General features: G+C 44.9%; 13 protein-coding genes. 12 read left to right on the forward strand and 1 reads right to left on the reverse strand.

What is annotated here, in order from left to right; all coding sequences use genetic code 11:
* Window positions 1-237: 237 nt before the first annotated feature.
* Window positions 238-603, reverse strand: coding sequence for a helix-turn-helix domain-containing protein (locus HMPREF2983_RS04165; protein WP_004378621.1), 366 nt, complete (start codon window positions 601-603; stop codon window positions 238-240).
* Window positions 604-757: 154 nt separating this feature from the next.
* On the opposite strand from HMPREF2983_RS04165, the gene HMPREF2983_RS04170 reads away from it, so the two are divergent.
* From HMPREF2983_RS04170 to HMPREF2983_RS04225, 12 genes are all read left to right on the forward strand, one after another.
* The gene (locus tag HMPREF2983_RS04170; RefSeq protein ID WP_004378620.1) at window positions 758-955 is read left to right on the forward strand and encodes a helix-turn-helix domain-containing protein; all 198 of its coding nucleotides are present in this window, start codon (window positions 758-760) and stop codon (window positions 953-955) included.
* Between the two features lie 117 nt (window positions 956-1,072).
* Window positions 1,073-1,336, forward strand: coding sequence for a hypothetical protein (locus HMPREF2983_RS04175; RefSeq protein ID WP_036868071.1), 264 nt, complete (start codon window positions 1,073-1,075; stop codon window positions 1,334-1,336).
* A gap of 162 nt (window positions 1,337-1,498) precedes the next feature.
* Window positions 1,499-1,687, forward strand: a complete 189-nt coding sequence (locus HMPREF2983_RS04180) for an ornithine aminotransferase (RefSeq protein WP_070667014.1) — start codon at window positions 1,499-1,501, stop codon at window positions 1,685-1,687.
* On the forward strand, window positions 1,677-2,078 hold the full coding sequence (locus HMPREF2983_RS04185) for a hypothetical protein (protein WP_004378617.1): 402 nt from the start codon (window positions 1,677-1,679) through the stop codon (window positions 2,076-2,078). Before HMPREF2983_RS04180 ends, HMPREF2983_RS04185 begins: the two co-directional genes overlap by 11 nt.
* 1 nt (window position 2,079) lies before the next feature.
* Entirely contained in the window at window positions 2,080-6,039 is a 3,960-nt protein-coding gene (gene dnaG, locus HMPREF2983_RS04190) for a DNA primase (RefSeq protein WP_070667015.1), read from the forward strand.
* Between the two features lie 635 nt (window positions 6,040-6,674).
* Complete coding sequence (locus HMPREF2983_RS04195; protein WP_039874682.1) at window positions 6,675-7,202, forward strand: hypothetical protein; 528 nt, start codon at window positions 6,675-6,677, stop codon at window positions 7,200-7,202.
* A gap of 53 nt (window positions 7,203-7,255) precedes the next feature.
* Window positions 7,256-7,609 (forward strand): pseudouridylate synthase, encoded by a 354-nt coding sequence (locus tag HMPREF2983_RS04200; RefSeq protein WP_070667016.1) that lies wholly within the window; start codon window positions 7,256-7,258, stop codon window positions 7,607-7,609.
* Window positions 7,610-7,660: 51 nt separating this feature from the next.
* Entirely contained in the window at window positions 7,661-8,650 is a 990-nt protein-coding gene (locus HMPREF2983_RS04205) for a S49 family peptidase (protein WP_070667017.1), read from the forward strand.
* 21 nt (window positions 8,651-8,671) lie between these two features.
* Entirely contained in the window at window positions 8,672-10,672 is a 2,001-nt protein-coding gene (locus tag HMPREF2983_RS04210; protein ID WP_070667018.1) for a hypothetical protein, read from the forward strand.
* An 88-nt stretch (window positions 10,673-10,760) separates the two neighbouring features.
* Window positions 10,761-11,762 (forward strand): hypothetical protein, encoded by a 1,002-nt coding sequence (locus HMPREF2983_RS04215; RefSeq protein WP_070667020.1) that lies wholly within the window; start codon window positions 10,761-10,763, stop codon window positions 11,760-11,762.
* 52 nt (window positions 11,763-11,814) lie between these two features.
* Entirely contained in the window at window positions 11,815-12,444 is a 630-nt protein-coding gene (locus HMPREF2983_RS04220) for a collagen-binding protein (RefSeq protein ID WP_070667022.1), read from the forward strand.
* Between the two features lie 32 nt (window positions 12,445-12,476).
* Window positions 12,477-12,893, forward strand: a complete 417-nt coding sequence (locus tag HMPREF2983_RS04225; RefSeq protein WP_210400360.1) for a hypothetical protein — start codon at window positions 12,477-12,479, stop codon at window positions 12,891-12,893.

Consider the following 12,893-nt stretch of genomic DNA (forward strand, 5'->3'; position numbering starts at 1 on the left):
TCTCTTCTTAACATGATGAGTCGGGATTAGGCGATTTGCTAAAATGACCATACCGTTTATAACTCATTGATAATCAATAGGGATTCATTGCATATTACTTAAACTTTTACCGACTTTTCGCCGATTATATACTTCCTCAAAGTATTTGACTATCAAACATTTGGGTGAATATTTTTACTAATACAGAAATAATAACACTGTATTTTCGCTCCTTCTATCTTTTTACAGGCAGCTTAATTATCCGACATCTGCGACTTTTTTAGAAGACTCCCCATGTAAGTCTTGTACGAGTTTTGTCGTTAGCCGGTCTATGGTCTTTTGTTGACCCTCTATAGTCTTCTGCTGCATTGCTATGACTGAGTAAAGTTTCTTTTTATCCGTGTCAGCTTCACTCTTTTGCCCCATGACAAGCCAATTAGCATCTACCCATTCAAAGTTTTCTATGATCCGTACTATCGTTTCATAATTTGGTACATTTCTACCCGAAATAATATTATTTGCCGAAGTCCAGGATATTCCCAACTTTCGGGCAAACGTACTAACCGTATGCCCCTCCTTCTCCATAATCTGTACGATTCTGTCTGTAATAGTTCCTTCTGCCATTTTTGGTCAATTATTAAAAAATGGGAGAAATAATCACCCATTTATTTGTTTATATCAAATAAAAGTTGCAACTTTGCGCTACGAAAGAATTTTTTCGCTACGAAAATAACTAAAATTATTGATGTGGCAATGAAAACATTAAAAAAGATTAGAAATGAAATTTACAGAGTACATTAAATCGCTTCCAAATCAGAGGAACGAGGTGATTATGGATTTGACAAAACTGTGTCGTGTGAACGAAAGTACGGTCTACAGATGGCTTCGAGGAGACTTTGTTCCTGATGCTTTGAAAAGAAAGGTTATCTCAGAGTATCTGAATATTCCAGAAAAGGAGTTGTGGCCAAATGCATAGTGAGTGTCAAAGCTGCGAGTTCCATCGCAACTGCATCAATGGGTTGTATTGCCTTAAACTGAAAAAGTATGTTCAATACTCCCTTAAAAAAGAATGTGAAACTAAAACAACAAACTTATGAAGACAAAAGACTTTGAAACAGCTATTGCTGCATTAAATGTAGGTATCGTTATCGATGAGATGAAATTGAGACATTCAGATGTCCGGCAAGTCATTGCACACCAAGGCAGCAAAGGAATCGTATGGGATGAACACGGTCGCGCTTTCACTACCAGTATAGAAAAAGAAGCGTATATCGCACCCAACGAGGATGGTGTATGGGAAAGCGTAAAAGGGTATCCTCTTAATCGAAATAAATTGTATGACCTTAAATTCGATTAACAATGATCAGTATACGAAAGACTATGAAGCTGTCTAAAAGAAAGGCTGGCGCAAAAGAAATCCGTATTCGTGGTATTTTCAAAGTAAAACCAGTATTCACCCCTACTTGGCGAAAACGATGGAGAGAGGGAGTCGCGAAAACATTAAGAAATTTTCTAAAAAATGTTCATTGACAAAGATGGCTGGGGAAATTACTCCATACAAGAACTCACGGATAAAGAGCTTAAACTGCTCCGCACTGCATTACAAACCTATGTTCAGTGCAATTTTGGTCATGTAGACAAAGCTGACCGTCTGCGAATTTGGAAATTTGACAGGGAATTCAACAGTATAATGAAGCATGAAAAGTAATGGCAAAAATAAGCGGTGGACCGCACAAGAGGCAGAGTATATCCAACAAAGCCTTGGCAAGGTCTCGTTTGAGGATATGGCTGCCTACCTTGGTCGCAGCCCGATGTCCGTCAGACTTTTTGTTCTGCGCAGGAGAATGACTCCTGGCCCATTGGTTAAACGCAATTTATTGATGGAGATGCTGAAGCTGAAGTTTAGGCATCCCGAAGAATTTACCCCTACAAGGGCTTTTTATAAAGAAACTGGTATCGGGCAACGCCGTTGGTGGGATTTGTACTACGGAAGAAAATCAATCACAGGAAAGGAATACACCGCAGTGGCGGAGTACTTGGGTATAACCATTCAGGAAGCGTTTGAATCACGCCAGTTAGAATTATTTGAGGAAAAATAATATGGTAGATAAATTATTCATTGAAAAGGTAAAATCTGCTTTGAACATTGTGAATGTGGTCGAGTCCTTTACACACTTGCATAAAGCTGGTGTGAACTATAAGGGAGTCTGTCCATTCCATGATGATCACACACCGTCTATGGTGGTAAGCCCTTCAAGGCAGACTTACCATTGTTTTGTTTGCGGAGCGAGCGGTGATGTCATCTCGTTCGTCCAACATCATCTTAACTTGAGCTTCATCGAAGCCTTACGTTGGTGCGCCACCTTAGCAGGGCTGGAGTTCCCACAGAAGGAGATGAGTCCTGAAGAGGAAGCCAAGTATAAGCAAAAGGAAGCACAGCGTATTGCTATCGAGGCAGCAGCAAAGTTCTTCCAAAAGAATCTATCTCAAGCCGAGAGTTTTTTGAATAACCGTGGGTACAAATTAGATGACAAAGCATTGTCCGACTTCGGTGTTGGCTATGCCCCAGTGGGCAATGTGGCAATGAATACGCTCACTGCTGCTGGTTACTCACTCGACCGATTGAAGGAAGTCGATGTTGTCGGTTCTACTGAAGGTAGATTCTACGACCGGTTCAGAGACCGTGTAATGTTCCCTTTCTATGATATGCAGGGACATATCATAGGTTTTTCAGGACGTATCATTACACCAAGGGAGGGTGTTGGTAAGTACGTGAACACAGGAGAAACACCCCTCTTTACAAAAGGTAAGCACATTTTTGGTCTTTACCAGGCAAGAAAGGCCATCGGCAAAAAAGGCTACGCTTATCTTGTAGAAGGCCAGTTCGATGTTATGTCCCTTCATAAGGTTGATGTGGAGCACGTAATCGGTGGAAGTGGAACTGCATTTACAGATGACCAGATAAAGCTACTTCTTCGCTTCACGGACTCTATCGTCATGGTCTATGACGCAGACGCAGCAGGTGTCAAGGCTTCGCTGAAGAATTGTGAGCTGCTATTGAAAGCCGGGGCAAAGGTCAAATGTATTCGTCTCCCGAAAGGAACAGACCCCGACGAATTTGCCAAAGCTAATGGAGAGGCGACGCAAGAAAAGCTCAAGGAACTGACAGAACCTTTCCCAAAGGCTCTCAAAAGAATGATGATACCTCACGGCTGCAAGGACGAGACAGTTATTGCCGACTGCCTGAATACGATATGTTCGCTTGTTGCTTGCGTTCAGGACGCAGCTCTGAGATTGGAGTATATCAAGTCCATTGCAGTCGATTTCAAGAGCAAGATCGGCATCATTGACGATAAGGTCAGAGGCTTACGTGCCAAGGTTAAGGAGGCATTGCCTCAAACCAAGACGCAGTCGGGTATCTTTGGTATTGATGCACTAAAGGAGAATCTTGAAAGCGACCGCCCTGGTATTCTAACCTCGGTTATGCAAGAATTTCTTGACGGTTATGGTGAAGAACCTATCGTCTACATCGCTGGTCGCCCATCCAGCAACGACATTCAGGAGCTACGCCGTGTTTATTGCTATTTTGCATCATCAGAAACAGGCTGTAGCATTAATGCAGACGGCGAGGAAAGCGACTATCTAAGCACGCTTGCCGAGATGTTTCGCTCAGGCATCAATATTCAGATGACCTACAACGACTCCACTGGTTCGTTCGTTGATTATTACATCGGGCTGCATGGCAGGTTCTTAGAAACTTTCCAAGGAGATAAAGTCCCCCTCGTCTCTCGATGTATTGAACTCACATCTTATGCAGAGGATACGGTAATCACGGTAAACCGCAATCACTACTGTTCAAACCTGAAACTCACCAAGGGACAGTTTGACGAACTGAGAAAGCCTTTCGTTTCCAAGCGAAAGGCAGCGATGAAAGTCAGTATGCAAGCGGATAACCTCGACGATGAAGAGTTCGACGTAAACGAGCCTCCTGATTATGTAATGGAGAATGAGGACTACCGAAAAATGTGGAAAGAGTGTGGCTATTATCCCCGTTTAAATAAAAAGAGCGAACCTGTATGCTATATGTTCCGCAACAAGAACGGTAATGGAATGACACAGGTAGCCGACTTCTTTATGACTCCGCTGCTTCACATCTTTTCTGATGATTTCGAGCAAAACAAGCGTGTGCTTCGTATCAACCGTCGTTTCTATGATACTCCCATCTACATAGAGATACCTTCCAAGGCAATGCTGAAGATGTCTTCGATAGAAGAAGTGCTTATCAACTATGAAGCAGTGAACTTTAATGGCGAGGAATGGCAATGGAAAGCTATAAAGACATATATGAGCCGACACTTCGTGATGTGTTCCGAAGTTAAGACATACGGTAACCAGCAGAGTGAAGGAATGAGTCGTAAGGCTGACGAGCAGTTCTTTGCATTCGCCAATGGTATATTCCATAATGTAGAGGGGAAATGGCAGTTTGAGCCAGTCAATGAACTGGGAGTTGTCACACACAACAAGAACAACTACTATCTGCCAGCATTCTCAACGATATATGCCGGCAGTGGAAAGCATTCAGATAAGTACGAGCTTATCAGCCAGCTGGTATATAAGGAAGTTCCTGCGGAGAAAAGGGTTACCTTCGAGAAGTGGGCATCGTTGATGGACCAGGTCTACAAAATCAACGACAATGGAAAGTGGGCACTTATATTCGCCATCATGTGTGCATTCCGAAGTAACATTCACTGCATCGACCGTTTGTTCACCGCGCCGTTCTTTATGGGTCCGATGTCTTCAGGTAAGACACAGATTGCCATATCCATTCGCTCCCTCTTCATTTCCCCCAATATTCCTATCTTCAACCTGAATACAGGTACAGATGCTGCCATGGCCACCATTATGGGTATGTTCAAGGATGTCCCGGTAGTGCTTGACGAATACAACAACAAGGACATCAGCGATAATAAGTTTCAGGCATTGAAAGGTATCGTATATGACGGTGATGGAAAGCAGAAGCGTAAGGGTACATCAGGAAGGGAAATAGAAAACGACAAAGTGTTTGCCCCCGTTGCTATCTGCGGACAGGAGACCCCACAGCGTGATGACAATGCTTTGATGAGCCGTGTTATTGTATGCGAAGTCCCCAAGCCTCGCAATAGAACACAGGAGGAAGTTCGTATCTTCGAGGAGTTGAAGACCATTGAAGACCCCAATAAGGTCGGGCTTTCAAATGTGCTGCTTCAGATATTGGAGCTTCGCCCAATGTTTATGGATCATTTTCGACAACTCAAGCAAGAGGCGTACAATGAATTAAAGCAAGATGTTATCAACTCGGGCGAAATGGATCGTTTAATGAAGACTGCTTCGCTGTTCCTCGGCACGGTGAAATTGATAGAGCAATATTCCAGCCTTCATCTTCCGTTTACATACGCAGAGTTCTTCAAGATTACGCAGGAGAAAATCAGATTCCAGCTCTCCCTCATCCGTAGCACGGATAAGTTGGCTATGTTCTTCACGGCCGTCAACAATATGATCGACACGAAGCAAGTCATCGAGGGTCGTGAGTTCCTCATCGAGCAGCCAAAGAAGGTTACTGGCAAGGATTCCCGAGGCGACCAGCATACATTTACATTTGAGCCTGATACGAACATCATGTTCATCCGTCTCAGTTCGGTATTCAGCATCTTCGACCGCAGCGGATATAATAGTGAGGGCAGCACGCTGTCTACCATCGAGCAGAACCTACGCAGCCACCCCTCATACATCGGCACTGTCCCCTCACGCCGATTCACATGGGAGGAAAGTATTGAGATAGCAAGGGCTGATGATCAGGAGACAATGGTTAAGGTGATGAAGCCGAAGAGTACATCTACAAGTGCCATCATCATTAACTATGACAAGTTCAGAGAATTATATAGTATTGATTTCAGGCGTACATTTGCGCCCGAACCTGAACCCGAAGTAAAGAAAGAAGATAATGTGCGGACAAATACACATACACCAACCACACAAGACCTCCCTTTTCCTCCTTCAGACGGTGATGATAGACCATTCTAACATATTAAAATGGGGTTGATAAATATACTTAAACAAGTATGTAATCCCCCAATTTAACTATGTAAAGGTACTAAAAAAAGCCGATATTACCAAAGAAAAACCATATTATTTTTAGCCAAAAATAGGCTATAATTTTCCTCAATTGAGCCGTGCCAGTTCGGATGAATAGGTACGGCTTATTTCATTTCTACACCTCACGAAATCGGCGCAAATTCCCCCGTACCCCCTAAAATTTCAAAAAAGCAAGGAAAACACGAGTTTTGAAAAATAATTTTCAGAAAAACACCGTCCTACAATCCTACAAATCAAATTATTTTCAAACCTATAATCTTATATATATCTTTATAAATCAAATAGTTATGTGTTATTATTAGTATGTATGTAAAGTTGATTTTGTTTGTAGGTTTGTAGGACGATGTAGGAAATAGGTTTTTTACCGTTTTTCTCCGTTTCGATTTCATCATCCTACAAAATATCCCTTTTTGTAGGTTTGTAGGATGATATTTTTGAGTGGTATAATATAACATTTGAGTGATTAAATTTTATTATATCGTTGATTATCAGTATCTTTGCATTATTAAAATTTAAATTGTAGGAATGTAGGACGATAGGAACGCAAAAAACTAAAAATGAGTATGGAGAGAAAAAAATGGGTTCAAAAACGTGTGGTGTCTATTCGGATAGAACAGTACCTCGCAGAATACATCTCTGCAAAATATGGGAAGGATGCTACCACTGGTGGCATCAAGATACCATGTAGCACAGACTTATACTTCTGCGTTTGGGAGCATATGACCAAGCAGCGCACCAACCAGCCCAATGTCGTAGACGGCAACCTCCGCATTCATCTACCACTCCGAAAGGCAGGATCAGTATGCAGCCCTTGGAAAGACCCTGCCTATTACAACTACCTCTCTGTGGCTGCTACAAAAGAGATTGAAACTCAAATCCGACGAATGTTCAATTTTGAGCTGCATCGTGTTCTGTTGGAGAACGAGGAGTTCGGACGGCAGCGAAGGAACCTTGATGTCATCTACGATTTCATTCACACCTATCAGTTAAAGTCTATCTCCTCAGATGCGCTCTTGAAGAATTATTATCGCTTCCGCAATCGTCTCCGACCTAAGAAGGTGCGCAAGTACCAAAAAGTTGCATCCAATTAAAGTTTTTTAATACAGACCGAACTATTGTTTTTGTCATTCAAATATTGCAGACTATGTTAGAGTTCTTAAATACCGTTCAAGTGCGTCTTGTTAATCCGGATAAACACGGAAAGAAAAATGTGTATGATTTTGTCGCAGACACTTTCTCTTACATACCACAATTTACTGACAATGATGCCGGTAATTATTGGAATTGTGATAAGACCTTAGTGATAGACCTCCCCGACGAGGAAGTTCGCAGGGAATTCTCTATAGAACGAAGTGCCATTGTTACAATCAAGACATCAGATAGGAAAGCGCATTCAATTGGTACTCCCGATATTCCTGCACGAGTTCAGATTTCCTCAAATCTTACCTCTGCCAACCTTACAATCAAGTGCAAAATGCTTACAGACCCTCTTTTGTAGGTCTTTTGCCTACACCTTATTATATAGTACATTCGCATCAAAAATAATTTGATGAACGAATTACAGAACTTACTTGTATCAGGTAAGCCTCTATGGATTACTGTAGATGGCTTCCGTCAAGCCATGCTATCCGTATTCCCTTTGCATGGAAAAATTGACGATAAAGCTGGGCCTAAGTCTGCTCTTGGATTTTCTAAGGCTGAGTTGGAGTCCTACTTGAAAGACCACACTTGGTATCAGTTTGAAACCCACATAGCTCTTCAGGAACTTATCAAGGTGCTTGCACAGGAAGAGGGGTCCGCAGCAACACTCACAGACGAGTTTGATGATGAGCAACTTCCCGATAACTCTATTGCCTATCATCGTGTGTTCGGCACAGTGATGGCAGAGAGTTATTGGTGGTTTTCTTCCAAGCAGCTCGAAGCTGACCTCATCGCAGCTGAAGCCAACCCACAGATTTCTTGCCACTTTCTTCACATCAACTCTCCCGGCGGAGAAGCCTGGTATCTTGACCGTCTGAGCGAAACACTTCGCAACTGTCAAAAACCAATCCTCACATTCTATGAGCAGATGTGCTGCTCTGCAGGATACTATATTGGTTGTCATGGCGACCGTATCTATGCGCTTACAGAGAACGATTATGTAGGTTGCATCGGCACAATGTGCAGTTTCTATGACTTCGAGGATTACTTTGCCAAACTCGGTATCAAGAAGGTGGAAGCCAAGGCTACTAATTCAGACCTCAAGAATAAGACTTTCGATGACCTCCGTCATGGAAAACCAAAGACGTTCGTCGAAAACATCCTTGACCCTCTCAATGCCCAGTTTCTCGCAGAGGTAAGGGGGCAGCGCAAGTTGCTGGCAGAGCTGCCCGAAGATGCCCCAGTACTTCGTGGCGAGACTTTCTACACGCCACAAGCTGTGGAGATAGGTCTTGCCGATGGTAGCAGAACTATGGCGCAAGCTGTAGCAGAAGCAATGACAATGGGAAGTGAATATACCAATGCCAATAATTTGAAGACTGCCATATATAATATTTAATTTTTTAGTTTTTAGTTTATTATGAATTTCAAAGAAAAGTTGAAAAGCGTTCTTGACCTCTTGCAGCTCGGCAAGAAGTTCGAGGACAAGACTCTTTCTCAAGAGGAGTTCAATTCTGTTGTGGCTGAATACCAGAAGAAGTATCAGACTACTCTGAATGATGATCTTGCTGCGGAACAGGCGGCCAAGCAGACCGCACAGCAGGCTGCCGAGTTCCAGCAGATGCTCAACACCATTCAGTCAGTTATTAAAGGTGTAGACCCTGCGTCTAAGGAGAACGAGAATCCCGAAGAGGAGCAGCCACAAAGCAATGCCACTCTTGAGGGTATTCTTGAGTCGCTCAATGCTATGCGTGCCGACTTCCAGGCACTTGCAAAGAAGCCTGAAGAGGACAAACCAACACAGACTATTACGGTTTCTCCTGTTAGCATCAATGGCTTTGGCAACACACCTAAGTATCTCTTCGGTGTAGAACACCCGATGTTCTCGATGAAAGACCGCTGGAATCAGATTGCAGCTAATCCTCGTGCTGCAGCAGCCTTGCCTGAAGTGGACGAGCAGGTGGATGGTGTTGCCTTCTACAAGGCTGCCTACGGCTTTGCCAAGTCGCTCAAGGCTCGTTACCAGTACCTTCAGGAGAACAAGTTGCTCGATGCCCCAGCCCTCGCTGCTGGTAAGTATGCCACCAACTATGAGGGTGTGGACAAAGCAGGTGTCGGCGACCAGTTCATCGTTCTTCGTCAGGACGCACTCATCGCTCGTGTGCTCCAGCTTCGTGATATGACCCAGTACTTCCCAGTGGCCTATGGCTATCAGGATAGAGGTCTTGTTTTCAATGCCTTCTTCGACGAGGTTTCACAGGCTTATCAGACCGGTGAAGTCTTCAAGGGTGGTATGAAGATCGAGAACCACATGGGCTACGTTGATGATGCCATGATCAAGATGGAATGGGGACCAATGAAGGAGTTGGAACGCAAGTACATCGGTTATCTCAACAAGGAAGGCTCTGACCCTATCAAGTGGACAATGATTGAGTATCAGTTGCTCAACACCCTCACCACTGCACAGGTGGAGCAGAACAAACGCCGTATGCGTGGCATCTATGTGAAGCCCGAGGCTGGCGTAGCTGGTTCTTATCTGAATGCAGGAACAGGTATCCTCTATACCTTGCTTCGCTATGTACACCAATACGACATCAAGCCACACGTAGACGAGGACTACCGCAGCTACACACAGGCAACGATGTTGCCTGCCGTTCAGGAGTTCCTTGCCGATGTCCGCAGCACCGTTACCGAGGATATGGATATCGACCAGCACGTTATCTACCTCAACAAGAACCATCAGGGCTGGTGGATTAAGAATGTCCGCACTACCTATGGTAAGGATACCGACTTCAATGGTCCGATGGGTGCGCTCAACGTAGTGCCTGACACTACCACGCACATCATTTGGCTTCCTTACCTCGGCCAGCTCCCATTCATGATGCTGCATCAGCCCGGTAACCTCCAGTTCTTGGAGTACATCCCTGGAGAGATGCTCGCAATGAAGATGCAGGAGCAGATGGAGCAGGTGCGCGCTTGGAGTACTTGGAAGGAAGGTTGCTCGGCTTCATTCACAGGTCGTCGCTTCGATAGCCGTGATGCTATGGATAAGAACGCCTACGAATGGCAGCAGATTTTCATCAACCTCTTCGCTGCAACCATCAAGGATAAGGTGGACGGCAATGATGGTTTTTGGCAGGTTACGGGTGCAACCACTACCGCTGATACCATTACCGACATCGTCAATGCCAAGAATGGTGTAGCCTACTGCATCGAGGCTGGTGTGGCAGAGCATCTTCCAAAGATTGCTAAGTCTGGTAAGTTTGCCAATATCTCGGATGCCTTCACGGCAACGAAGGTGGGCGACTACATTATGGTTATCATCGGCAACGATGGCAACTTCCGTGAGTTGGAGCGTTGCGTAGGTGGCAAGCGCACCATCAACAAGGAGTTGCAGCCTAATGTTCCGGGCGGACGATAAACCTCGGCCATTTTTTAGTTGTTAGTTAAATGATAGTTGAACGTAGGGAGTCTGCTTTAGGGCAGCTCCCTGCAAAAGCAAAAGAAAAATGAAAAAGCCAAACATTCAAAAACATTATCGTGCGTACAATCCTTTGAAGGGACTTAACTACGCCAATCGTCAGGCTCGCAATATGTTCATGGTCATGTTTGCGGTCTTCGGCGTGGTCATGCTACTGGGTGCCTTGGTGGACCATTCGATTGGTGCAGCAGCAGGTTCCGGTCTCTCGTTAGCTTCCATGGCCATGCTTGGTCATATCGACGATGTGTCCGACCGTGATACCCACGGTAGCGACATCTCTTACATCGTCTATCTTGTTGCCCTCGACCAGATCGACCGCACCAAGGAGTTCCCACAACCCAACGCACAGCGTGAGGTTGCACCAATTCCGTTGAAGAAGGGAGAGATACCGCACTACTTCGAGGCACACGACATTCCTACATTCACAGGAACAACCGAGAAGGGTGACATCACCACCACAGGCGAAAACCAGTTTGTTATCATCATGGGTGGCGCACGAGTTCCGCTCTACAACTTCATCGAGGAGTATGGTGGTGGCAAGTTTATTATCTTCTTCAAACACATCAAGTCGAAGGAATGGTATATCATCGGAGAGTTGGAACGCCCTATCATCCTCTCGAACACAGAGACCAAGGACGATAAGGACGGCCGGTACACCACCTTTACCTTCAAGCGTTCTTCAGTAGATTTACCGCTGATCTACACAGGCAACCCTGCTATGAACGCATCAACGGAGGTGTCGGCAGGTGCTACGGAGATTGCCATCACGGCATCTTCCAACACCTATAAGATTGCCAACGGTACAGGCTCGGCAGCGGTTATCGCCACTGTTTCAGGTCTTACTGCCACCGATAAGGGTCGCTACATTACCCTTGTTGGCGCAGGAACTGATAAGCCAGCTACCGTTACCGACGGCACTACCTTCGTATTAGAGAATGGTGCTACATGGACGGCGAAGGAAGGGGCTACCCTTACACTCCGCATCCTTGATACAACGACCTTAATCGAGGTATCTCGTACCGAAGTATAATCTTTATGGGTTAGAGAGGGTAACTTCTCTAACTCCTTTAACTCCTTTAATTATGTATAGTGTAAAAGAGAAACTCAATCATTTTCGCCAGCTGTCAAACCCCTCGGTTGCCGAGGCCGACCTTGCGCTATTGAAGGATAAGTCTCCAGGCAACAGTAATCTCATTCGCTACGGTCTTGCTCCAAGCAAGAACGCTGAGGATATTCTGTTCGATTTGCTCGATGTTGTTACGCACGACGAGATTGTTCGCAATCGCCGTGAATTCCTTGCAGCACAGGAAGCCGAGGAAGAAACAGACAATATCCCTGATGGTGATGATAATCCTAACCCTGATGGCGAAAAGAATCCTGATGATGAGAAGAAGAATGAGACGCCAGTTATCGAAGGCGAGAAGCAAGAGGACGAAACCCCAAAGGATGACGATAATCCTGCTGATGAGAAGCCTACCGACGAAACTCCTGCACCTAAAGCCAAGGAAGTGGAACAACCCAAAGAGGAGACTCCCACAGAAACGACCGAGGAAGCAGAACAGGTAACAGTTCCTGAAGAAGCTCCTGCACCTGAAGCTGAGGAAGTGGAACAACCCAAAGAGGAAACCTCCACAGAGATAGTAGAAGAAGCTGAGCAGCCAGCAACTGAAAAAAAAAGTACCTCACCAAAGAAGAAGAGTACCCAAAAGTAGACTGGACTAATCTTCTCGATGCCGACGTGCAGATGGCAACCGTTATCTACAACGACCGCATCAACACTTGGCGACAGATGAAGCAGCTCGACGAAGTGCTTGATAAAAATCCCACAGCCCAAGCCGTAGCTGATATGGCAGAGCTAAGGATCAGAAACAATCAGGCCTTTGCCGAGCTGCAATCATTCAACGATACGGGCAAGTTTCTCTGTAAGCACCCTATACTCTTCGGACGCTCCGAGATTGCCCAGCTCATCAAGTTGCTACGCCAAGCCCCTGCCGAGTTCCTCCGTCAGCATAAGAATGTCCTCGATAACATCAAGCGTTATCGCTCCTATCTCAAGCGTAGCGATAGAAAGGATAAACGCACCGCCGACCGAAATAACCTCGAAAGGCACCAGGAAAGGGAGCGACTTTTCAAAATGGTTCTTGAACAACAAAATAAATAA

The organism is Prevotella sp. HMSC077E09, assembly GCF_001814685.1.
GTDB lineage: Bacteria > Bacteroidota > Bacteroidia > Bacteroidales > Bacteroidaceae > Prevotella > Prevotella oris.

What these genes read in the sequence shown, in the direction of transcription:
- HMPREF2983_RS04165 (WP_004378621.1), bottom strand. Translation starts at nt 603, where the DNA reads ATGGCAGAAGGAACTATTACAGACAGAATCGTACAGATTATGGAGAAG.
- HMPREF2983_RS04170 (WP_004378620.1), top strand. Translation starts at nt 758, where the DNA reads ATGAAATTTACAGAGTACATTAAATCGCTTCCAAATCAGAGGAACGAG.
- HMPREF2983_RS04175 (WP_036868071.1), top strand. Translation starts at nt 1,073, where the DNA reads ATGAAGACAAAAGACTTTGAAACAGCTATTGCTGCATTAAATGTAGGT.
- HMPREF2983_RS04180 (WP_070667014.1), top strand. Translation starts at nt 1,499, where the DNA reads ATGTTCATTGACAAAGATGGCTGGGGAAATTACTCCATACAAGAACTC.
- HMPREF2983_RS04185 (WP_004378617.1), top strand. Translation starts at nt 1,677, where the DNA reads ATGAAAAGTAATGGCAAAAATAAGCGGTGGACCGCACAAGAGGCAGAG.
- dnaG (WP_070667015.1), top strand. Translation starts at nt 2,080, where the DNA reads ATGGTAGATAAATTATTCATTGAAAAGGTAAAATCTGCTTTGAACATT.
- HMPREF2983_RS04195 (WP_039874682.1), top strand. Translation starts at nt 6,675, where the DNA reads ATGGAGAGAAAAAAATGGGTTCAAAAACGTGTGGTGTCTATTCGGATA.
- HMPREF2983_RS04200 (WP_070667016.1), top strand. Translation starts at nt 7,256, where the DNA reads ATGTTAGAGTTCTTAAATACCGTTCAAGTGCGTCTTGTTAATCCGGAT.
- HMPREF2983_RS04205 (WP_070667017.1), top strand. Translation starts at nt 7,661, where the DNA reads ATGAACGAATTACAGAACTTACTTGTATCAGGTAAGCCTCTATGGATT.
- HMPREF2983_RS04210 (WP_070667018.1), top strand. Translation starts at nt 8,672, where the DNA reads ATGAATTTCAAAGAAAAGTTGAAAAGCGTTCTTGACCTCTTGCAGCTC.
- HMPREF2983_RS04215 (WP_070667020.1), top strand. Translation starts at nt 10,761, where the DNA reads ATGAAAAAGCCAAACATTCAAAAACATTATCGTGCGTACAATCCTTTG.
- HMPREF2983_RS04220 (WP_070667022.1), top strand. Translation starts at nt 11,815, where the DNA reads ATGTATAGTGTAAAAGAGAAACTCAATCATTTTCGCCAGCTGTCAAAC.
- HMPREF2983_RS04225 (WP_210400360.1), top strand. Translation starts at nt 12,477, where the DNA reads ATGGCAACCGTTATCTACAACGACCGCATCAACACTTGGCGACAGATG.